20 protein-coding genes and 1 tRNA gene are annotated in these 18,273 nt (G+C 66.9%); 19 read left to right on the top strand and 2 right to left on the bottom strand.

Annotated features, from left to right (window positions below; genetic code table 11):
* Window positions 1-110: 110 nt before the first annotated feature.
* The 18 genes from aspS (at window position 111) to queC (ending at window position 16,493) form a co-directional block, all read left to right on the top strand.
* Window positions 111-1,862, top strand: a complete 1,752-nt coding sequence (gene aspS, locus ACZK29_RS17120) for an aspartate--tRNA ligase (protein ID WP_478446281.1) — start codon at window positions 111-113, stop codon at window positions 1,860-1,862.
* Between the two features lie 16 nt (window positions 1,863-1,878).
* On the top strand, window positions 1,879-2,196 hold the full coding sequence (locus ACZK29_RS17115) for a DNA primase (RefSeq protein WP_099552810.1): 318 nt from the start codon (window positions 1,879-1,881) through the stop codon (window positions 2,194-2,196).
* A gap of 31 nt (window positions 2,197-2,227) precedes the next feature.
* Window positions 2,228-2,749 carry an N-acetyltransferase family protein gene (locus tag ACZK29_RS17110; protein WP_478446280.1) on the top strand — a complete coding sequence of 174 codons (522 nt, stop codon included), beginning with the start codon at window positions 2,228-2,230 and terminating at the stop codon, window positions 2,747-2,749.
* A 75-nt stretch (window positions 2,750-2,824) separates the two neighbouring features.
* Window positions 2,825-3,457, top strand: a complete 633-nt coding sequence (locus ACZK29_RS17105; protein ID WP_478446279.1) for an esterase/lipase family protein — start codon at window positions 2,825-2,827, stop codon at window positions 3,455-3,457.
* A gap of 176 nt (window positions 3,458-3,633) precedes the next feature.
* Window positions 3,634-4,365, top strand: a complete 732-nt coding sequence (locus tag ACZK29_RS17100; RefSeq protein ID WP_099484109.1) for a YebC/PmpR family DNA-binding transcriptional regulator — start codon at window positions 3,634-3,636, stop codon at window positions 4,363-4,365.
* Between the two features lie 105 nt (window positions 4,366-4,470).
* Entirely contained in the window at window positions 4,471-4,992 is a 522-nt protein-coding gene (ruvC, locus tag ACZK29_RS17095; RefSeq protein WP_459048218.1) for a crossover junction endodeoxyribonuclease RuvC, read from the top strand.
* Between the two features lie 13 nt (window positions 4,993-5,005).
* Window positions 5,006-5,599 (top strand): Holliday junction branch migration protein RuvA, encoded by a 594-nt coding sequence (gene ruvA / locus ACZK29_RS17090; protein WP_005410756.1) that lies wholly within the window; start codon window positions 5,006-5,008, stop codon window positions 5,597-5,599.
* Window positions 5,600-5,717: 118 nt separating this feature from the next.
* On the top strand, window positions 5,718-7,568 hold the full coding sequence (locus ACZK29_RS17085) for a potassium transporter Kup (protein WP_180848865.1): 1,851 nt from the start codon (window positions 5,718-5,720) through the stop codon (window positions 7,566-7,568).
* Window positions 7,569-8,042: 474 nt separating this feature from the next.
* Window positions 8,043-9,083 (top strand): Holliday junction branch migration DNA helicase RuvB, encoded by a 1,041-nt coding sequence (gene ruvB, locus ACZK29_RS17080; protein ID WP_005410754.1) that lies wholly within the window; start codon window positions 8,043-8,045, stop codon window positions 9,081-9,083.
* Window positions 9,073-9,504, top strand: coding sequence for a tol-pal system-associated acyl-CoA thioesterase (gene ybgC / locus ACZK29_RS17075; RefSeq protein WP_106551053.1), 432 nt, complete (start codon window positions 9,073-9,075; stop codon window positions 9,502-9,504). The genes ruvB and ybgC overlap by 11 nt, the downstream gene beginning before the upstream one ends.
* Before the next feature lie 10 nt (window positions 9,505-9,514).
* Entirely contained in the window at window positions 9,515-10,294 is a 780-nt protein-coding gene (gene tolQ / locus ACZK29_RS17070) for a protein TolQ (RefSeq protein ID WP_005410752.1), read from the top strand.
* Between the two features lie 24 nt (window positions 10,295-10,318).
* A complete protein-coding gene (gene tolR, locus ACZK29_RS17065; protein ID WP_005410751.1) occupies window positions 10,319-10,747 on the top strand; it encodes a protein TolR in 429 nt (142 codons plus the stop codon).
* Window positions 10,737-11,792 carry a cell envelope integrity protein TolA gene (gene tolA / locus ACZK29_RS17060; RefSeq protein ID WP_049428717.1) on the top strand — a complete coding sequence of 352 codons (1,056 nt, stop codon included), beginning with the start codon at window positions 10,737-10,739 and terminating at the stop codon, window positions 11,790-11,792. The genes tolR and tolA overlap by 11 nt, the downstream gene beginning before the upstream one ends.
* 285 nt (window positions 11,793-12,077) lie before the next feature.
* Window positions 12,078-13,397: a Tol-Pal system beta propeller repeat protein TolB gene (gene tolB / locus ACZK29_RS17055; RefSeq protein WP_032128528.1), complete on the top strand. Its 1,320-nt coding sequence runs from the start codon at window positions 12,078-12,080 to the stop codon at window positions 13,395-13,397.
* Window positions 13,398-13,461: 64 nt separating this feature from the next.
* Entirely contained in the window at window positions 13,462-13,980 is a 519-nt protein-coding gene (pal, locus tag ACZK29_RS17050; RefSeq protein ID WP_005410748.1) for a peptidoglycan-associated lipoprotein Pal, read from the top strand.
* Window positions 13,981-13,983: 3 nt separating this feature from the next.
* Window positions 13,984-14,802 carry a tol-pal system protein YbgF gene (gene ybgF / locus ACZK29_RS17045; protein WP_478446278.1) on the top strand — a complete coding sequence of 273 codons (819 nt, stop codon included), beginning with the start codon at window positions 13,984-13,986 and terminating at the stop codon, window positions 14,800-14,802.
* 245 nt (window positions 14,803-15,047) lie between these two features.
* Entirely contained in the window at window positions 15,048-15,749 is a 702-nt protein-coding gene (gene queE, locus ACZK29_RS17040) for a 7-carboxy-7-deazaguanine synthase QueE (protein ID WP_478453097.1), read from the top strand.
* Window positions 15,750-15,827: 78 nt separating this feature from the next.
* On the top strand, window positions 15,828-16,493 hold the full coding sequence (queC, locus tag ACZK29_RS17035; RefSeq protein WP_043400548.1) for a 7-cyano-7-deazaguanine synthase QueC: 666 nt from the start codon (window positions 15,828-15,830) through the stop codon (window positions 16,491-16,493).
* 106 nt (window positions 16,494-16,599) lie between these two features.
* Here the strand turns inward: queC and ACZK29_RS17030 are convergent, their stop codons facing one another.
* The gene (locus tag ACZK29_RS17030) at window positions 16,600-17,556 is read right to left on the bottom strand and encodes a DUF2268 domain-containing putative Zn-dependent protease (protein ID WP_111204472.1); all 957 of its coding nucleotides are present in this window, start codon (window positions 17,554-17,556) and stop codon (window positions 16,600-16,602) included.
* A gap of 168 nt (window positions 17,557-17,724) precedes the next feature.
* On the opposite strand from ACZK29_RS17030, the gene ACZK29_RS17025 reads away from it, so the two are divergent.
* Window positions 17,725-17,800: transfer RNA gene (locus tag ACZK29_RS17025), tRNA-Lys, on the top strand.
* Window positions 17,801-17,877: 77 nt separating this feature from the next.
* Here the strand turns inward: ACZK29_RS17025 and ACZK29_RS17020 are convergent.
* The gene (locus tag ACZK29_RS17020) at window positions 17,878-18,216 is read right to left on the bottom strand and encodes a hypothetical protein (RefSeq protein ID WP_106551056.1); all 339 of its coding nucleotides are present in this window, start codon (window positions 18,214-18,216) and stop codon (window positions 17,878-17,880) included.
* Between the last annotated feature and the right edge of the window lie 57 nt (window positions 18,217-18,273).

Raw genomic sequence — 18,273 nt, 5'->3', positions numbered from 1 at the left:
ATCAAGCCGGTGTGACTGGCCGGATTTGCCCCAGCCGGGGCCTCGGCCGCAGAATACGAGGCTTTCCGGCCCCCATCCGGTGCCGGCGTTCTCCAGCGGAGCTTCCCCCCATGCGTACCCACTTCTGCGGCCTGGTCGACGAGACCCTGATTGGCCAGACTGTCACCCTCGCCGGCTGGACCGACGTGGCCCGTAACCAGGGCGGCGTCTGCTTCATCGATCTCCGCGATCATGAAGGCATCGTGCAGGTGACGGTGGAGGTCGACAATGCCGAAGTGTTCGCCGTGGCCGCGTCGCTGGGCTACGAGGACGTGCTGCAGGTGGAAGGCGTCGTGCGCGCCCGCCACGCGGTGAACGACAAGATGCGCACCGGCAAGGTGGAAGTGATCGCCACCGCCATCACCGTGCTGAACAAGGCCGCGCCGCTGCCGTTCCACGCCCACGAGAACCCGGGCGAGGAAACCCGCCTGAAGTACCGCTACCTGGACCTGCGCCGCCCGGAAATGCAGCGCATGCAGCGCACCCGCATCAAGCTGGTGCAGGCCCTGCGCCGCCACCTGGACGAGAAGGGCTTCCAGGACATCGAAACCCCGATCCTGACCAAGGCCACCCCGGAAGGCGCGCGCGACTTCCTGGTGCCGGCGCGCATGCATCCGGGCGAGTTCTACGCCCTGCCGCAGAGCCCGCAGCTGTTCAAGCAGATCCTGATGGTGGCCGGCTTCGACCGCTACTACCAGATCGCGCGCTGCTTCCGCGACGAGGCCCTGCGTGCCGACCGCCAGCTGGAGTTCACCCAGCTGGACATGGAATTCGCCTTCGTGCGCGAGCGCGACGTGCAGGACTTCGTCGAGGACATGATCCGCGCCATCTTCAAGGAAGTGGTGGACGTGCAGCTGGATGCCAGCTTCCCGCGCATGACCTGGGCTGAAGCCATGCGCCGCTACGGCTCGGACAAGCCGGACCTGCGCATCGCGCTGGAACTGGTGGACGTGGCTGAACTGGTCAAGGACAGCGAGTTCCCGGTGTTCACCGGCCCGGCCAATGATGCCGAGGGCCGCGTCGCTGCGCTGCGCATCCCGGGCGGTGCGTCGCTGTCGCGCAAGCAGATCGACGAATACGCCACGCATGCCGCCAAGTACGGCGCCAAGGGCCTGGCCTACATCAAGATCGCCGACAACGGCGAAATCAGCTCGCCGATCCAGAAGTTCTTCAGCGAAGCGTCCTTCGCCGCGCTGGTCGCCCACGTCGGCGCCGGCAACGGCGACATCGTGTTCTTCGGCGCCGGTGGCTACAACAAGGTGTCCGACTTCATGGGCGCCCTGCGCCTGAAGGCCGGCAAGGATTTCGGCCTGGTCGCCGACGGCTGGGCCCCGCTGTGGGTCACCGACTTCCCGATGTTCGAATGGGACGAGGAAGAGCAACGCTACGTCGCCCTGCATCACCCCTTCACCGCGCCGGCCGTGGACGACATCGCCGACCTGCGCGCCAACGCCCGTACCGCCGTTTCGCGCGGCTACGACATGGTGCTCAACGGCAATGAGATCGGCGGTGGTTCGATCCGTATCCACCGTCCGGACATGCAGAGCGCGGTGTTCGAGCTGCTCGGCATCGGTGCCGAGGAGGCCCGTGCCAAGTTCGGCTTCCTGCTCGACGCGCTGAACTACGGCGCGCCGCCGCACGGTGGCATCGCCTTCGGCATCGACCGCATCGCCGCGCTGATGGCCGGCACCGAGTCGATCCGCGACGTGATCCCGTTCCCGAAGACCACCGGTGCACAGGATCTGATGACCGACGCGCCGTCGCCGATCATCGACGCGCAGCTGGCCGAAGTGCATATCCAGGTTCGCCCCAAGACCAACTGATCAGGAGATCCAGGCAATGACCGAGTTCGCGTTTTCGCTGGAGTGGGAAAAGCTGGGCAATGAAGGCGCCGAGGCCAATCTGGTCACCGAGCGTGCACGCGTCTTCGGTGGTTGGCTGGTCCGCGTCGGTACCAACCCGGCGGCGATGGCCCTGACCTTCGTCGCCGACGGCGAAGGCCGCTGGGACGGTGAAGACTTCGGCGTCGAGGATTACGAAGACGACGAAGAGGAAGAGTACGACGAGGACGAGGAAGGCGAGGAAGAAGAGGACGAAGAGGAATACGAGGAAGAGGACGAGGAAGACGAAGAAGCGGAATCGTCGGAAAAGGCTTGACCGCCCCTCCGCGCTGACGTCAACTTCCTGCATGTATTCGATCCGCCGCGCCACTGTGGACGACGCGCCGACCCTGTCGGCGCTGGCGGCCCGCACGTTCACCGAAACCTTCGGCCATCTGTATCCGCCGCAGGACCTCCAGGCCTTCCTTGAGGAGGCCTATACGGTCGAGCGCCAGCGCGTGATCCTGGCCCACCCGGATTACGCGGTGTGGCTGCTGGAGCTGGACGGGGAGGCGGTCGGCCATGCCGCCGCCGGCCCCTGTGGCCTGCCGCACCCGGACGTGAAGCCCGGTGACGGCGAGCTCAAGCGCCTGTACCTGATCAAGACCCAGCAGAGCTGTGGCCGGGGCAGCCGCCTGCTGGAAACCGCACTGGCCTGGCTGGAACACGAAGGCCCGCGCACCCTGTGGCTGGGCGTGTGGTCGGAAAACTTCGGCGCACAGCGCTTCTACGCCCGCTACGGTTTCGAGAAGGCCGGCGAATACCTGTTCCCGGTGGGCGACACGAACGATCTCGAATTCATCCTGCGCCGCGCGCCGCGCGCGGCCTGATGTTCACCGCCGCTTGCTGCGCGCGCGTGTTCAATCACCGTACGTTCCTGCCCCGCTGACTGCCAGGCTGTTTGCATGACTCCCTCCGTATTGCTGCTGCATGGCATCTGGAATGCCCGCGCCTGGGTCGGGCCGCTGGCTTGGCGCCTGCGCGCGCGCGGCTTCCAGGTGCACGCGTTTGGTTATTCCTCGGTGTTCGGTGGCCCGGACGTGGCCGTGCCGCAGCTGCTGGAGCGGCTGGCCGATGCCGGCCCACTGTCGCTGGTCGGCCACAGCCTGGGCGGACTGCTGGCGCTGGAAGCGCTGCGGCGCAATCCGCAGCTGCCGGTGCAGCGCGTGGTCTGCCTGGGCTCGCCGCTGCGCGGCAGTGGCACCGCGCGCTCGTTGTCCGATCATGGCTGGGGCCTGGCGCTGGGCCGCAGCAGCGAGCTGCTGCTGGATGGCCTGCCGGACTGGCAGGGCAAGGCCGAGGTCGGCCTGATCGCCGGTTCGGTACCGCACGGTCTGGGCAGCCTGCTGGGCGCGATGGACGACGCCTCCGATGGCACCGTGGCCCTGGCCGAGACCCGGCTGCCGGGCCTGGCCGACCACTGCGTGGTGCGTACCAGCCACAGTGGCCTGGTGGTGTCGCCCGATGCCGCCCGGCAGACCGCGCATTTCCTGCGCCACGGCCAGTTCGACCACAGCCGCGACGCGGCGGCGGCATAGGGGAAGGGGGGGCGGGGCCGCCCTGTAGAGCCGAGCCCATGCTCGGCTGCATTCCGTCGGGCCCATTGAGCCGAGCATTGGCTCGGCTCTACAACAATACGGGCCTAGACACGGTTGCCGCCCCCGATCAGGTAGAATCCGCGCCTTGATCCTGAAGCAGCCAGACGGTAGCACCCATGGGTAGAGGCCCCTCCATCGAAGCCCGCAAGAACGCGTCCGACGCGAAGCGCGGCAAGATTTTCACCAAGATCATCCGCGAGATCGGCGTTGCCGCGCGCGGCGGTGGAGGCGACCCCAACAACAACCCGCGCCTGCGCGTGGCGATGGACAAGGGCCTGTCCGTGAACATGTCCAAGGACGTGATCGAACGCGCCATCAAGAAGGCCACCGGTGAACTGGAAGGCGTCGATTACGAGGAAATCCGCTACGAGGGCTACGCCCCGGGTGGCGTGGCCGTGATCGTCGACTGCCTGACCGACAACCGCGTGCGCACCGTGGCCGATGTCCGCCATGCGTTCAGCAAGTGCGGCGGCAACATGGGCACCGAAGGCTCGGTGGCCTTCATGTTCAAGCGCCTGGGCGTGCTCAGCTTCGCCCCGGGCGCCGACGAGGAAGCCATCACCGAGGCGGCCATCGAGGCCGGCGCCGATGACATCGTGGTCTATCCGGACGATGGCTCGATCGATGTGGTCACCAGCCCTGACGCGTTCAACGCGGTCAAGGATGCCATGACCGCTGCGGGCCATGTCGCCGACCACGCCGAGATCACCTTCCGCGCCGACAACGACATCAAGGTCGAAGGCGACGTCGCCCTGCAGGTCAAGAAGCTGCTGGACATGCTGGAAGACCTGGACGACGTGCAGGACGTGTACTCCAACGCCGAACTCGGCGCCGACGCCTACGCCTGAGCCGTCTTCGACGGCCTGGGCGCGGGCCGTTGAACGGTCAACGCGGACAGTCATGAGCCCATACGCCTGCCAGCGCATCCCGTTCCGCCCCGCCAGGAGTGCAGCATGACCCGCATCCTCGGCATCGACCCCGGTTCGCAGCGGACCGGGGTCGGCATCATTGATGTCGATGCCACCGGCCGCGTCACCCACGTGCATCACCAGCCGCTGGTGCTGCTGGGCGCCGACGACTTCCCGCAGCGCATGAAGCTGCTGGTGCTGGGCCTGGCCGACCTGTGCCGCGAATACGAGCCACAGGAAGTGGCCATCGAACGCGTGTTCATGGCCCGCAACCCCGATTCGGCACTGAAGCTGGGCCAGGCCCGTGGCGCGGCGATCTCGGCCGTGGTGCTGCGCGACCTGCCGGTGCACGAGTATGCGGCCAGCGAGATCAAGCTGGCGGTGGTCGGCCGCGGTGGCGCCGAAAAGCAACAGGTTCAACACATGGTCGGGCTCATGCTCAACCTGAAAACCAAGCTGCAGGCCGACGCGGCCGACGCGTTGGCGGTGGCGATCACCCATGCCCACGTAAGGGCGACGGCCAACCGCCTGGGGCTCAGTGCCCGCCAGGCGTGGGGCCGCAAATGAGGAGCTGCACGCAATGATCGGTCGACTGCGCGGCATCGTCGCCTACAAGGCACCGCCGTGGCTGGTAGTGGACGTGAACGGAGTGGGCTACGAGCTGGAGGCGCCGATGAGCACCTTCTATGACCTGCCCGAGCTCGGCCGCGAGGTCACCCTGTACACCCATTACTCGCAGAAGGAAGACAGCGTCTCGCTGTACGGCTTCCTGCGCGAGGGCGAGCGGCGCCTGTTCCGCGACGTGCAGAAGGTCAGCGGCATCGGCGCGAAGATCGCGCTGGCCGTGCTGTCCGGCGTCACCGTCGAGGAGTTCGCGCGCATGGTCCAGGCCGGTGACATCACCGCGCTGACCCGCATTCCGGGCATCGGCAAGAAGACCGCCGAGCGCATGGTGCTGGAGCTGCGTGACCGCGCCGCCCAGTTCGGTGCCGGCGGCGCGCTGCCCACCGGCAGTGGCCCGGCCCCGGCCGACCCGCTGTCCGATGCCACCGTGGCGCTGCAGCAGCTGGGCTACAAGCCGGCTGAAGCCGCCCGCATGGCCCGGGATGCCTTCAATGAAGGCGACGAAGTGGCCACCGTGATCCGCAAGGCGCTGCAGTCGGCGCTGCGCTGATCCGCCTTCCTTTCCTTCAACGAACCGCCTGAGCTTCGCCAGGAGTCCCATGTCCAGCAGTCAAACCCCGCACGCAGCTGCCCCCGGCGGCCACGGTCACGCTCCTCCAGCCGGAGGCATGGCGCTGATCATCGGTGCGATCGGCGTGGTCTTCGGCGATATCGGTACCAGCCCGCTGTACACCCTGAAGGAGGCGTTCTCGCCGCACTACGGGCTCAACAGCGACCACGACACGGTGCTGGGCGTGCTGTCGCTGGCGTTCTGGGCGCTGAACATCGTGGTCACGCTGAAGTACGTGACCATCATCATGCGCGCCGACAATGACGGCGAGGGCGGCATCATGGCGCTGATGGCACTGACCCAGCGCACCCTGCGCAACGGGTCGCGCTCGGCCTATGTGGTGGGCATCCTGGGCATCTTCGGCGCCTCGCTGTTCTTCGGCGACGGCGTGATCACCCCAGCGATCTCGGTACTGGGCGCGGTCGAAGGCCTGGAGGTGGCGGCCCCCGGCCTGCATGCCTTCATCGTGCCGATCACGGTGGTGGTCCTGTTGATGGTGTTCGCCGCGCAGCGCTTCGGCACCGAGAAGATCGGCAAGGCGTTCGGCCCGATCACCTCGGTCTGGTTCATTTCGCTGGCGGCGATCGGCATCTACAACATCGTCGACGCGCCGGAAGTGCTGAAAGCCTTCAACCCGTGGTGGGCGATCCGCTTCTTCATGGAGCACAGCTGGCACGGCATCTTCATCCTCGGCGCGGTGGTACTGGCGGTGACCGGCGGCGAAGCGCTGTACGCCGACATGGGCCATTTCGGCGCCAAGCCGATCCGCCACGCCTGGTACTTCTTCGTGCTGCCGTGCCTGGTGCTGAATTACCTGGGGCAGGGCGCGCTGGTGCTCAACCATCCCGAGGCGCTGAAGAACCCGTTCTTCGAGGCCGTGCCGTCGTGGGCGCTGTACCCGATGATCATCCTGGCCACGATGGCGGCGGTGATCGCCTCGCAGTCGGTCATCACCGGCGCGTTCTCGGTCTCGCGCCAGGCCATGCAGCTGGGCTACATCCCGCGCATGCGCATCAAGCACACCTCGCACGACACCATCGGCCAGATCTACATCCCGGGCATCAACTGGGGCATCGCGGTGATGGTGATCGGCCTGGTGCTGGCCTTCCGCAGCTCGTCCAACCTGGCCGTGGCCTACGGCATCTCGGTGTCGGCCACCATGCTGATCGATACCCTGCTGCTGGCCCTGGTCGCCCGCTCGCTGTGGCCGAAGGCGCGCGCCTGGCTGCTGCCGCTGTGCGTGGTGTTCTTCATCATCGACCTCGGCTTCGTCATCGCCAACGGCGCCAAGCTGCTGCAGGGTGCCTGGTTCCCGGTGGTGCTGGGCATCTTCCTGTTCACCATGATGCGCACCTGGCGCCGTGGCCGCGAACTGCTGCGCGATGAGATCCGCAAGGACGGCATCCGCCTGGATACCTTCCTGCCAGGCCTGATGCTGGCACCGCCGGTGCGCGTGCCGGGCACCGCCGTGTTCCTCACCGCCGACCCGACCGTGGCCCCGCACGCGCTGATGCACAACCTGAAGCACAACAAGGTGCTGCACGAGCGCAACGTGTTCCTGCACGTGGTAACGCTGCCGGTGCCATACGCGCCGGAGGGACAGCGGCTGAAGATCGAATCGGTGGGCGACGAGTTCTACCGGGTCTACGTGCGCTTCGGCTTCATGGAGACCCCGGACGTGCCGCTGGCGCTGATGCGCTCGTGCGACCACGGCGGCATCTATTTCGACCCGATGGACACCACCTTCTTCGCCAGCCGCGAGACCATCGTGGCCACCGCCAACCGCGGCATGCCGATCTGGCGCGACAAGCTGTTCGCGCTGATGCACAGGAATGCCGCGCCCGCGACCGGCTTCTTCCGCATTCCGGGTAACCGGCTGGTAGAGCTGGGCGCGCAGGTGGAGATTTAATCTCCACCTGCGCTACGTCCCACGATTTGCTGCGCAAACCGTGGGCCCCGCGCGCATTCCACCTTATCCCCCCGCCTATCGGCGCGCCCCCTTGAGCAACAAGGGGGCTGGGCTTCCCGAAGTGTTCCGCGCCAGCAGCTGGGCATTGCTCGGCTGCACCGTTCCATCCACGCATGGCGTGGATCTACCGTGTCGACCAAGGTCGACACCCACCAACAGCAGCGCAGAACGCCGTCCCGACAGATCGCGGGAATCTGTCGAAGGCGGGGGGGGGGCGGTTGCGGGGGTGTCCGCGGCATGGAAGCGGCCAAGCCCCCAAGGAAGGGTTCACGGCGTCCCCCGCAACCGGACCCACCCCGCCATCCCTCAGCAACCCTGCTTCTGCTCTTGCTTCGGCTGTTGCCGTTGCTTCGGCCTCTGCGGGTGCCGGGCGCAGCCCGGCCGAAACCCGTACTTTTGCCGCATAATCAGCACATGACCGACGACCGCATCATCGGCGCCGGCGCCACCCGCGAGGATGACGCCGCCGACGCCAGCATCCGCCCCAAGCGCCTTGCCGACTACCTCGGCCAGGTGCCGGTGCGCGAGCAGATGGAAATCTACATCCAGGCGGCCAAGGGGCGTGGCGACGCGCTCGACCACGTACTGATCTTCGGGCCGCCGGGCCTGGGCAAGACCACCCTCAGCCACGTCATCGCCAACGAACTGGGCGTGGCCCTGCGCGTGACCTCCGGCCCGGTGATCGAGAAGGCCGGCGACCTGGCCGCGCTGCTGACCAACCTGCAGCCGCACGACGTGCTGTTCATCGACGAGATCCATCGCCTGTCGCCGGTGGTGGAAGAAGTGCTGTACCCGGCGATGGAAGACTTCCAGATCGACATCATGATCGGCGAGGGCCCCGCGGCGCGCTCGATCAAGATCGACCTGCCGCCGTTCACCCTGATCGGCGCCACCACCCGCGCCGGCCTGCTGACCGCGCCGCTGCGCGACCGCTTCGGCATCGTCCAGCGCTTGGAATTCTACAGCGTCGAGGAGCTGACCCGTATCGTGCGCCGCTCCGCCAGCATCCTCGGCATCGACTGCACCGCCGATGGGGCAGGGGAGATCGCGCGCCGCGCGCGGGGTACCCCGCGTATCGCCAACCGCCTGCTGCGACGCGTGCGCGACTACGCGCAGGTCAAGGCAGGTGGCCACATCGACGAGCCGGTGGCCCAGGCCGCGATGAAGATGCTCAAGGTCGACCCGGAAGGCTTCGACGAGCTTGACCGGCGCCTGCTGAAAACGATGGTGGACTACTTCGACGGTGGCCCGGTCGGCATCGAATCGCTGGCCGCGGCGCTGTCCGAAGAGCGCGGCACGCTGGAAGACGTGGTCGAGCCCTACCTGATCCAGCAGGGCTTCCTGGTGCGCACTGCGCGTGGCCGCATGGCCACCCACAAGGCCTACCGGCACATGGGCCTGAAACCCAAGAACCCGCCGCAGGACCTGTTCGCCGAGGTTCCCGATGTCGGTTGAGCCGCGATTCAGTTGGCCGACACGCATTTACTGGGAAGATACCGATGCCGGCGGCGTGGTCTACCACGCCCGGTACGTGGCCTTCATGGAACGCGCCCGGACCGAATGGATGCGCGCGCTGGGCTACGGCCAGGAGCGCATGCGCATCGAGCACGGCATGATCTTCGCGGTGCGCTCGATGCAGATGGATTTCATCAGGCCGGCACGGCTGGATGACACCCTGCAGGTGAGCGCCCGCCTGGTCCAGCTGAAGAAGGCCAGCATGGTCTTCGAGCAGCAGATCCTGCGCGATGGCGAACTGCTGCTGTCGGCCCAGGTCCGCATCGCCGCACTGGAAGCGGCCAGTTTCCGCCCGCGTGGCATGGACGACGCCGTCCTTGCCATGCTGCAACCCCACCTCCACCCCGAATCCGAACTTTGAGGAACAACGGATGATCGCAACGCTCCTGGCCCTGCAGGCCACGGTCACCGAGGCACTGCCGGCCGATGTCAGCAACGCCGCGACCCAGACCCTTGCCCAGGCCACCACCGGCGGCGGCATCAACTACCTCGAGCTGATGGCCAAGGCCAGCCTGCCGGTGAAGATCATCGTGCTGCTGCTGCTGGTCGGCTCGTTCGTCAGCTGGGTGATCATTTTCCGCAAGGCCCGCGTGTTCAAGCAGGCCACCCGTGAAGCCGACGAGTTCGAGAACCGCTTCTGGTCCGGCGCGGACCTGGGCAAGCTGTACAGCGCGGCCACCGACCGCAGCCGCAGCGTGACCGGCCTGGAAGCCATCTTCGAAGCAGGGTTCCGCGAATACACCCGCCTGCGTGACAAGCGCCGCCTGGATGGCCGCGCACAGCTGGAAGGCGCGCAGCGCGCGATGCGCACCACCTATACCCGCGAAGTGGACCAGCTCGAGCGCAACCTGGAACTGCTGGCCAACATCGGTTCGACCGCGCCGTACGTGGGCCTGGTCGGCACCGTGTTCGGCATCATGGTGACCATGCACGACATGATCAGCAGCGGTGCGCAGGCCGGCATCGCCGCCGTCGCCCCGGGCATCTCCGAAGCGCTGTTCGCCACCGCCATCGGCCTGTTCGTGGCCATCCCGGCAGTGTGGGCCTACAACCGCTTCACCACCCGCGTTGAGCGCATGTCGGTGCGGTTCGAGACCTTTGCCGAAGAGTTCAGCTCCATCCTGCAGCGCCAGAGCGCTGGCGACGAGTAAGCGCCTGACCCGGGAGTCCAAGCCATGTCCGCTGCCATCGGTCGCCGCAAGCGCCGCAAGCTGAAATCGGAAATCAACGTCGTTCCCTACATCGACGTCATGCTGGTGCTGCTGATCATCTTCATGGTCACCGCGCCGCTGCTCACGCTGAGCTTCGACGTCGACCTGCCGCAATCCAACGCCAAGGCGCTGGAAAGCAAGCAGGACCCGGTGATCGTCTCGGTGCGCCAGGACGGCCAGCTCAGCCTGAAGCTGCCCGATGCCAAGGAACCGACCGCCGTATCGGCCGAGGAACTGGAAGGCCGCCTGGCCGGCATCGCCGCCCAGGACAAGGGCGTGCGCGTGATCGTCGCCGCCGACCGTGCCGTGGCCTATGAAAAGGTCATCGCCGCGATGGATGTGATCAAGCGCGCCAAGGTAGACAAGGTAGGCCTGGCCACCGATGCACGCTGACGCCCTGCCACCTCCACAGCAGCGCGAACCCGGCTGGGGCCTGCCCCTGGCGCTGGCGTTGCTGGTGCACCTGCTGGTCGCGCTGGTCTTCATCGTGGCCTGGTTCTGGTCGCCCGAGCGCAACACCGACGCCGCCGCCGGTGATCCGTCGGTCGAGGCCAGCCTGGCGCTGTCTGCGTCCGAGGCCTCCGCCGCGCGCCAGGCCCTGCGCCAGTCGGAAAAGCTGGAGGACCTGCCGCCGCCGGTGGCCGAGCCGGTCCCGGTGCCGGAAGACACCATTCCGCCGCCGCAGCCGATCCCCGAGCCGCGCCCGCAGGACGCCCCCACGCCGCAGCAGCAACAGGCGCAGGAGCGCGTCGCGCAGCCGGACACCAAGGACCAGGAAGCGGTGAGCGCGCTGGCCATCTCGCAGGAGAAGGCCAAGCAGGAGCAGGAAGCCAAGCGCCGCCAGGAGCAGATCGACCTGACCGAACGCAAGCGCCAGGAAGAAGCGGAGCAGAAGCTGCGCCTGGCCAAGCAGCAGGAAGCGGACGAGAAGAAGAAGCAGGCCGAGCAGGAGCGCGTGGCCGCTGACAAGGCCGAGGCCGAGAAGCAGAAGAAGATCGCCGAGATCCGTGCACGCCGCGAGCAGGCCGAGAAGGAAGCCAAGCTGGCCGAGCAGAAGCTGCGCCAGGTGGCCGCCGCGCGCAACGCTGCCGGCAGTGCCGCCGCCGGTGCCAGCGGTGCGTCCCAGCCGGCGGCCGGTGGTGGTGGCAACAGCGACGATCTTTCGGCCAAGTACGCAGCCGCGATCCAGGCCAAGGTGCTGTCGCAGTGGGTGCGCCCGGATACGGTGCCGCTGGGCCAGCGCTGCCAGATCACCATTACCCAGATTCCGGGTGGCACGGTGATGCAGGCCAAGGTCAGCCCGAACTGCCCGTACGACGAGGCCGGCAAGCGTTCGATCGAAGCCGCCGTGCTCAATGCGCAGCCGCTGCCGTATCGCGGCTTTGAATCGGTGTTCGCGCGCACGCTCAACTTCACTTTCACCGCCCAGGATCGCTGAGGCGGCCGGGCAGGGTGGCCAGCGTGGCCGCTCGTGCCCACGGTTGTCGCGCCTGCCCCTGGTCGGCCCGGTTCCGGTCGGGCAGTCTGTGGACTGCTGTCGAACTCCGCCCCGCAGGGCGGCGTGACGGGGCAGGCGGGCGCGATGTTAGCCACGACGTTAACGGTGCGTGAGAGGACGGGCTGGAACTGACCCGGAATTCACGTACCCTTGGTTCATGATTGCGAAGCGGTTCACTTCCGCTTTGTTATCCCTCGTTCCGGTTTCCCCCCTATTGAGCGCTCCATGAAAAAGATGCCTCGCTGGCTTGCCGTGTTTGCGGCCCTGTTGCTGCCCTTTGCTGCCGTCGCGCAGCAGAAGGGGCTGGATATCGACATCATCGGCGGCAATGCCTCCGCGCTGCCGATCACCATCGTGCCGATGCCCTACCAGGGCTCGGCGGCTGCACCGCAGACCGACGTCGCCGGCGTGGTCCGCGCCGACCTCGAGCGCTCCGGCCAGTTCCGCACGCTGCCCGAAGCGCAGATCGTCGAAAAGCCGGTGCGCGGCGGCGACATCCAGTTCGCCACCTGGCGCGCGTTGAAGCAGAACTACATCGTGGTCGGCCGCGTGCTCGACGCCGGTGCCGGCGCCTACCGCGTCGAGTACGAACTGTTCGATGTGCCCAAGGGCGAGCGCCTGCTGGGCCTGGCGATGACCGCCCGTGGCAATGCCATGCGCGACGTCGCCCACCAGATGGCCGACGCCATCTACGAGAAGATCACCGGTGTCCGCGGCGCCTTCTGGACCCGTATTGCCTACGTGACCGCCAGCGGCAAGGGCGACGCCATGCGCTATGCGCTGATGGTGGCCGATTCCGATGGCTACAACCCGCAGACCATCGTGCGTTCGGCCGAGCCGCTGCTGTCGCCGTCGTGGAGCCCGGATGGCAGCAAGCTGGCCTACGTCAGCTTCGAGCGTGGCAATTCGGCCATCTACATCCAGAACATCGGCACCGGCGCGCGTGAGCTGGTCACCAGCTTCCGCGGCATCAACAGCGCCCCGGCGTTCTCGCCGGACGGTCGCAAGCTGGCCCTGACCCTGTCGCGTTCGGGCAATCCGGAAATCTACGTGATGGACCTGGGCAGCAAGCAGCTGACCCAGCTGACCAACCACTTCGCCATCGATACCGAGCCGACCTGGGCCCCGGACGGCAGCGCGGTGTACTTCACCTCCGACCGCGGCGGCCGTCCGCAGGTCTACAAGGTCGGTGCGGGCGGCGGCAGCGCCGAGCGCGTGACCTTCCAGGGCAACTACAATGCCAAGCCCTCGGTGTCCTACGACGGCAAGAAGATCGCCGTCGCCCAGGGCTCGGGCAACAGCTACAAGATCGCGATGATGGACAGCTCGCTGGGTTCGCCGCGCTGGAGCACGCTGTCCCCGGGTTCGCTGGATGAATCGCCGAGCTTTGCGCCCAACGCAAGCATGGTGTTGTACGCCGCCCGCGAAGGTGGCCGTGGTGTGTTGTATGCCGTCTCGGCCGATGCGCGGGTCCGCCAGCGCCTGGTCCTGGCCGATGGTGATGTGCGCGAACCGGCATGGTCCCCATACCGTACCCAGCGCTAAAAGAGTGTTAATATTTTCGTTGTCTTGAACCCCTCATCGGCCTAGGAGCCACAAAGGTATCGCCATGAACAAGTCCACCCGCGTTCTGCTTGTTTCCCTGCTGTCTGTGGCCGTCCTGGCCGGTTGCTCGAAGAAGGTGAAGGAAGAGCCGGCAGCCCCGGTCGACACCGGCACCTCGACCACCACCCCGACCGGTCCGTCGACCTCGGGCCTGTACGGCCCGGGCGACCTGGACACCGACGCTTGCCTGCGCCAGCGCGTTGTCTACTTCGACCTGGACAAGGAAGACGTGAAGCCGGAATTCCAGGCCATCATGGCTTGCCACGCCAAGTACCTGCGTGACCGTCCGTCCTCGCGCATCACCCTGCAGGGTCACACCGACGAGCGCGGTTCGCGCGCGTACAACCAGGCCCTGGGCGAGCGTCGTGGCAACGGCGTCAACTCGGCCCTGCAGGCCAACGGTGGCTCGGCTTCGCAGCTGACCGTCGTGTCCTACGGTGAAGAGCGTCCGGTCTGCACCGAGTCGAACGAGTCCTGCTGGTCGCAGAACCGTCGCGTCGAAATCGTCTACACCGCGCAGTAATCCATGCGCATTGGCATCAAACTGATGCTGGTCGTTGCGGCAGCCCTCGTGGCTGCCGCACCGGCGCATGCACAGCGACAGAGCCTGGCTGACCGTGTCGGCGCGCTCGAGCAGCAGATGTACAACAACAGTGCCAACCAGGACCTGTTGAACCAGATCAACCAGCTGCGTCAGCAGGTCACCAGCCTGCAGGCCTCGATCGAGCAGTTGCAGCACGACAACGCCCAGCTCAAGCAGTCCGCCCAGGACCAGTACCTGGATCTGGACAGCCGCCTGAACCGGTTGGAAGGGGGCAATGCCGCCCCGGCCCTGCCGCCTGTTCCGGCGAGCGCGCCGAAGGCCGCACCGGCTCCGGCAAAATCCGCAGCGGCGGCCACTTCCGAGCGGCCGCCTTCCGTCCATGGTGATGCCGGCAGCCTTGCCGCTACCGGCGACGAGCGCACCTCCTACAACGTCGCCTTCGATTCGCTGAAGGCCGGCAAGTACGATGATTCGGCACAGCTGTTCCTGAGCTTCCTGCAGCTGTACCCGAACGGCGTCTACGCGCCGAACGCGCTGTACTGGCTGGGCGAGAGCTACTACGCCACCCGCAATTTCCCGATGGCCGAGACCCAGTTCCGTGAACTGCTCGCGCGCTATCCGACCCACGACAAGGCCGCTGGCGGCCTGCTCAAGGTTGGCCTCTCGCAGTATGGCGAGGGCAAGGTCGACCAGGCCCAGCAGACGCTGGAGACCGTCGTGGCGCAGTACCCGGGCTCGGACGCCGCGCGCACCGCCCAGGACCGGCTGCAGTCCATCCGCCTCGGCAAGCAGATCCGCTGATCCGCTGATCCGCTGACCGGGCGTACAATAGATGCCCTGTAGAGCCGAGCCCACGCTCGGCTGCTTTCGTTTCCGGATCGGCAAACCCGCCCGGATCCGGTAGCGCCGGGCCATGCCCGGCGGTTCGCGTCACCGGCTGGGCCATGCCTGCCCGGTTGCTGTTGTAGAGCCGAGCCATGCACGGCTGCTTTCGTTACCGGCCACGGTAGCCCACCCGCCACGTGTCCCACCAAGAAGTGCCCGCCATGACCGCCGTTACCCCGTCCAACGCCGTCGCCACCCCCAGCGACATCGTGCAGTCGCCGCTGCGGCGCCTGAAGATCACCGAGATCTTCACCTCGCTGCAGGGCGAAGCCGATACCGCCGGCTGGCCGACCGTGTTCGTGCGCCTGACCGGCTGCCCGCTGCGCTGCCAGTACTGCGACACCGCCTACGCCTTCCACGGCGGCACCTGGTGGGACATCGACGACATCGTGGCCGAGGTGCTGGCCCAGGGCGTGCGCCACGTCTGCGTGACCGGCGGCGAGCCGTTGGCGCAGAAGCGCTGCCTGGTGCTGCTGCAGAAGCTGTGCGACGCCGGCATGGACGTCTCGCTGGAAACCTCCGGCGCGCTGGACGTCAGCGCGGTGGACCCACGTGTATCGCGCGTGGTCGACATCAAGACCCCGGGGTCGGCCGAAGTGGCGCGCAACCGCTGGGAAAACCTGCCGCTGCTGACCGCCCGCGACCAGATCAAGTTCGTCATCTGCAGCCGCGAAGACTACGACTGGGCCAAGGCCTTGCTGGCCGAGCACGATCTGGTCAAGCGCTGCACCGTGTTCTTCTCGCCCAGCAAGGGCGAGATCACCGCGCGCCAGCTGGCCGACTGGATCGTCGAAGACCGGCTGCCGGTGCGCTTCCAGATGCAGTTGCATAAAATCCTGTGGAACGACGAGCCGGGCCGATGAGCCCAGGCAACGTTCCCTGATGTAACTCCGGCGCGGGACAGCGTGCTGGCTTTCCCCTCCCAACCGGATGTTTTACCCATGAAGAAGGCAGTCGTGCTTCTCTCCGGCGGCATGGATTCAGCCGCCGTCATCGCCATGGCCCAGGAACAGGGCTTTGCCGTGCATGCCCTGAGTGTGCGCTATGGCCAGCGCCACACCTCCGAACTGGACGCCGCCGCCCGCGTGGCCAAGGCCCAGGGCGTGGTCGCGCACAAGACCGTGGACGTGGACCTGCGCAGCATCGGTGGCTCGGCACTGACCGACGACATCGACGTGCCCGAGGCCGGCGGTGCCGGCATCCCGGTCACCTACGTGCCGGCGCGCAACACCATCATGCTGTCGCTGGCCCTGGGCTGGGCCGAAGTGCTCGGTGCCAATGACATCTTCTGCGGCGTCAACGCCGTGGACTACTCCGGCTACCCGGACTGCCGCCCGGAGTTCGTGGCCGCGTTCCAGGCGCTGGCCAACCTGGCCACCAAGTCGGGCGTGGAAGGCGCGGGCATCAAGGTGCATGCCCCGCTGCAGTTCCTCAGCAAGGGCCAGATCGTCAGCGAAGGCGTGCGCCTGGGCGTGGACTTCGGCCTGACCGTGTCCTGCTACAACGCCGACGCCAACGGCGCCGCCTGTGGCCACTGCGATGCCTGCCGCTTGCGGGCCCAGGGCTTCACCGAAGCCGGCGTGCCGGACCCGACGTTGTACGCCTGACCGCCTCTGGTAGTGCCGGCCGCTGGCCGGCTTCCCTGATGGGTGTGAATTCCCAGATGGTGGGTGCCAACCTTGGTTGGCACTGTGCGCCGGGCACGGCCCGGCGCTATCGCTGCTGCAACCACCCCGACGCCTCGATAAACGCCCGCACCGCGATCGGATCGGTGTAATCCAGCTCGATCATCCGCGCGATCCCCGCCTTCTCATCGGCCTGCTGGCGCATGTACTCCTGCGCGATGCGATACCCGGCGTAATACCCCACATCACTCACCCCGAACGGATTTCGGCCGTTGTTGTACAGCCAGTTGTCCAGGTCATCGCCGTCCATCTCAGCGATGAAGCGAGTGCGGATCTCCGCCTCGTGGCTCGTGCCGTAGTCATAGAAGGGCAGTGCCGGCCGACGCCCACTCAACCGCTCTGCCACGTACTCGGCCACACCCTCGCGCACCACGTACTGCGCCAGGCTGCCAGTGGTCTCGCGCTGCTGGGTATGCACGTACTCGTGCAGGTTGTTCTGCGCGTTGTTCGCGCCCGGGCGGCTGTCGTAGAAGATCCGCAGGCGGCTGCGCATCGGCTCCGGCAGCTCGCTCACGTCCACGCGTTCATCGCCCAGCGCCATCTCCGCGCCGATCAGCACCTTGTCACCCAGCGTGGTGCCACCGGTGCGCAGCACGCCCACGGCATAGGTGATGGTGGCCGGGCGCAGGGCGGGGTAAAGCTTCCGGAACTCGGTCAGGTCCCGTTCCAAGGTCGCGCTGGCCTGCTGCGCGTTGGCGGTGAGCGGTCGCACCGAGGTCCAGAAGCGCGGCCACGCGTTCATGGCCTCGGCGTATTCACCGGCGGTGTAGTTGCGCACCTGCATCAGCGCATGCAGTCCAGGGCTGCCCGGATCGATGTAGCGCTGCTGGACCAGCGCCACCTGGCGCTTGGCGTCGGGTTCGGCGCGCACCGCATCGTAGGTGGCCCAGAAGCGGGCGATGTCGTCGGTGACGACCTGGGATGGGGCGGCCAGGGCGGTGCAGGGCAGCAGCAGGGCGGCAAGCAGGCTGAAGATCAGACGCATCCATGGCTCCAGGAAAGGATCACAGATGGGATGCTCCAGTGGCCCGAAAGGTTTAAGCCCACTGGTAGTGCCGGCCGCTGGCCGGCAACCTCCACACACCAGGGTTTCACGCGATCAGCCAAAGTAGGGTAGAATGCCCACCCCGCCGAAAGGCTGGGGCAGTGCAATGGGCCGTTAGCTCAGTCGGTAGAGCAGAAGACTTTTAATCTTTTGGTCGAAGGTTCGAATCCTTCACGGCCCACCAATTGCATCCAATGACCCAGGTCATTCAGAAAGGCACCGCCAGGCGGTGCCTTTTTTGTTGCTCCCGGTGCCGGGCTCCTACTTCGTCCGCGCTCCCTTTGTCGTTGCGGCTGCTGCGTCAGCTGCCTCCTGTGCAGCTGTTGCTGCGGCATTCGCAGAGCGCTCGATCGCGACGCGTTCCGCCTCGAAGGCGGCCAGGCGCTGTGCACTCATCCTGCGCTCCAGTTCCATCGACGCGGCGAAGCTCTCCGGATACTTCGAGGCACAGGCCTGCTGCACCAGCTGCACCGCGTGATCGGACAACCCCGGCTGGATATGTCCCAGCAGGCAGTCGGCATACGATGCAGATGTGGATTGGCTCCCAGTGGGTTGCGGTGAGCCTGCAGCAAGGGCAACAGCAATCAATGCACTCAACATCGAAACCTCCTTGTAGATGGTCGGCTGGGGCGGCTGGGGTTGCCAGCTTCGAGCATA

The sequence above is a fragment of the Stenotrophomonas sp. 89682_Sma genome (assembly GCF_056481405.1).
The sequence above is the reverse complement of the archived record's forward strand: the minus strand, read 5'-3'. Positions and strand labels throughout refer to the sequence as shown.

Coding starts and splice junctions, on each gene's coding strand:
- ACZK29_RS17105 (WP_478446279.1), top strand. CDS start 2,825: ATGACTCCCTCCGTATTGCTGCTGCATGGCATCTGGAATGCCCGCGCC.
- ybgF (WP_478446278.1), top strand. CDS start 13,984: ATGCGCATTGGCATCAAACTGATGCTGGTCGTTGCGGCAGCCCTCGTG.
- tolA (WP_049428717.1), top strand. CDS start 10,737: ATGCACGCTGACGCCCTGCCACCTCCACAGCAGCGCGAACCCGGCTGG.
- tolR (WP_005410751.1), top strand. CDS start 10,319: ATGTCCGCTGCCATCGGTCGCCGCAAGCGCCGCAAGCTGAAATCGGAA.
- ACZK29_RS17030 (WP_111204472.1), bottom strand. CDS start 17,556: ATGCGTCTGATCTTCAGCCTGCTTGCCGCCCTGCTGCTGCCCTGCACC.
- ybgC (WP_106551053.1), top strand. CDS start 9,073: ATGTCGGTTGAGCCGCGATTCAGTTGGCCGACACGCATTTACTGGGAA.
- queC (WP_043400548.1), top strand. CDS start 15,828: ATGAAGAAGGCAGTCGTGCTTCTCTCCGGCGGCATGGATTCAGCCGCC.
- aspS (WP_478446281.1), top strand. CDS start 111: ATGCGTACCCACTTCTGCGGCCTGGTCGACGAGACCCTGATTGGCCAG.
- tolB (WP_032128528.1), top strand. CDS start 12,078: ATGAAAAAGATGCCTCGCTGGCTTGCCGTGTTTGCGGCCCTGTTGCTG.
- tolQ (WP_005410752.1), top strand. CDS start 9,515: ATGATCGCAACGCTCCTGGCCCTGCAGGCCACGGTCACCGAGGCACTG.
- ACZK29_RS17020 (WP_106551056.1), bottom strand. CDS start 18,216: ATGTTGAGTGCATTGATTGCTGTTGCCCTTGCTGCAGGCTCACCGCAA.
- pal (WP_005410748.1), top strand. CDS start 13,462: ATGAACAAGTCCACCCGCGTTCTGCTTGTTTCCCTGCTGTCTGTGGCC.
- ruvB (WP_005410754.1), top strand. CDS start 8,043: ATGACCGACGACCGCATCATCGGCGCCGGCGCCACCCGCGAGGATGAC.
- ACZK29_RS17110 (WP_478446280.1), top strand. CDS start 2,228: ATGTATTCGATCCGCCGCGCCACTGTGGACGACGCGCCGACCCTGTCG.
- queE (WP_478453097.1), top strand. CDS start 15,048: ATGACCGCCGTTACCCCGTCCAACGCCGTCGCCACCCCCAGCGACATC.
- ACZK29_RS17085 (WP_180848865.1), top strand. CDS start 5,718: ATGGCGCTGATCATCGGTGCGATCGGCGTGGTCTTCGGCGATATCGGT.
- ACZK29_RS17100 (WP_099484109.1), top strand. CDS start 3,634: ATGGGTAGAGGCCCCTCCATCGAAGCCCGCAAGAACGCGTCCGACGCG.
- ACZK29_RS17115 (WP_099552810.1), top strand. CDS start 1,879: ATGACCGAGTTCGCGTTTTCGCTGGAGTGGGAAAAGCTGGGCAATGAA.
- ruvA (WP_005410756.1), top strand. CDS start 5,006: ATGATCGGTCGACTGCGCGGCATCGTCGCCTACAAGGCACCGCCGTGG.
- ruvC (WP_459048218.1), top strand. CDS start 4,471: ATGACCCGCATCCTCGGCATCGACCCCGGTTCGCAGCGGACCGGGGTC.